The sequence below is a fragment of the Catellatospora vulcania genome (assembly GCF_009720385.1).
Taxonomy (GTDB): Bacteria; Actinomycetota; Actinomycetes; order Mycobacteriales; family Micromonosporaceae; genus Catellatospora; species Catellatospora vulcania.
In genome coordinates, this window is the sequence record NZ_WARX01000047.1 from 1 (window position 1) to 1616 (window position 1616).

1 protein-coding gene is annotated in these 1616 nt (G+C 65.0%); it reads right to left on the minus strand.

What is annotated here, in order from left to right; all coding sequences use genetic code 11:
* Positions 1-88: 88 nt before the first annotated feature.
* On the minus strand, positions 89-1375 hold the full coding sequence (locus F6W97_RS39925) for an IS110 family RNA-guided transposase (RefSeq protein ID WP_230687360.1): 1287 nt from the start codon (positions 1373-1375) through the stop codon (positions 89-91).
* Positions 1376-1616: the final 241 nt, after the last annotated feature.

A 1616-nucleotide genomic window follows, 5' to 3' on the forward strand; every position in this document is an offset into this window, starting at 1 on the left:
TGGATGCTGACTCGAAAATCGGTGAGTGAGTGGGCAGGCGGCAGCACCCGGCGGAGCGAAGCGGAGCCGGGTTTGGTGTGGGGCGTCGTTAAGCCGCGGCGAGTAGTTCGGGTGGTGGCTGGAGGGTGACTTTCTGGCCGGTGAGGTGTTCGAGTTGGCGGATGAGGTCGCGTTGGCGGCGCCGTTGGCTGATCTTCGACTCGTAGTAGTTCGGGCCGAGGTCTTGGTAGTGGGTATTCGGGTCGGACAGCAGGTGCCAGACGATGGTCAGTACCGAGTTGCCGAGGGCGACTATCGCGCGTTTCTTTCCTCGTCGGCGGGCCAGGCGTCGGTAGCGTTCGCCAAGGAAGGTGTTGGTGCGCGAGATTCCGGCGACCACCTCGCCGAGGGTGGCGGCCAGCCATGGGTTGCCTTTGCCGGTGGAGTTGCCCTTGTGGCGGCCGGCTGAGGTCGCGTCGATGGGTGAGAATTTGGCCCAGGACACCAGGTGTGCGGCGGTGGGGAAGACCGTCATGTCGACACCGAGTTCCGCGATGATCTCTTGAGCGGAGCGCAGGCCGACTCCGGTGATCTCATCGAGGGTGTTTAGCGTTTCGGCGTGCGGGGCGATCATCTGCTCGATCCGGGCGTCTAGTTCGGCGATGTCGGCGGTGAGGGTGTCGATGCGGCGCAGCATGGTGGCGCAGATGAGTGCGTGGTGGTCGTCGAAGTGGCCGGTCAGTGCCTCGCGTAGTTGAGGGATCTTGCGGCGCATGACGCCGCGGGCCAGTTCAGCCAGGATCGTCGGGTTGCGTTGTCCGTCGATCATCGCCTGCAGCATCTGCCGTCCGGACACCCCGTGCAGGTCGCTGATCACCGAGTCGAGCTTGATCTGCGCGTCTTCCAGGATCTTTTCCAGGCGTTGTTTCTCCCGGGTCTGGTCCCGGACCAGGCTGCGTCGGTAGCGGGTCAGATCACGCAACCGACGGACCGGCTTGGGGTGCACCAGACTCGGCCGGCACATCCCTCGCTCCATGACCTTGGCCAGCCAGATCGCGTCCAGCCGGTCGGTCTTCGGTCGGCCCGGCACGTTCTTGACGTGCTTGGCGTTCAGTAGCCAGCACTGGAAGCCCTCGGCTTCCAGCAGGTAGAACACCGGTTTCCAGTAGGCCGAGGTGGCTTCCATGGCCACCAGTTCGACCCGCTCACACCGTAGCCAGTCGGCCAGGGCCAGCAACGCCGGCGTCACCGATGCGTACTCGCGGACCTCCTGTACTCGCCGGCCCGGATTCGTCGGGTGCGGGACCCGTACGCACGCGACCAGACCCGCCTTGCCGATGTCGATCGCACACACCCGCGCTACTACCTGCGCCGGTTCGTCTCTGCTGTCTTCCACCGCAGACACCCCTTCCTTCGCGCCGTCAGGGTGGTCGCCCGCGGGAACGGTCGGGGTAGCAAATAGAGGCGGACTCGCGTGCTCGAAGCAACAAGGCAGGGCCCCTTGATCACATTCCCAGCGTCAGACTCCTATCCGGGCTCGAAGCACCAGGCATCAACGACGTCGGCGGGCGACCACCCCGATTTTCACGCCCGGCATGGGCGTCGCGATAGGGACATCGGAGACTCCTATAGGGACA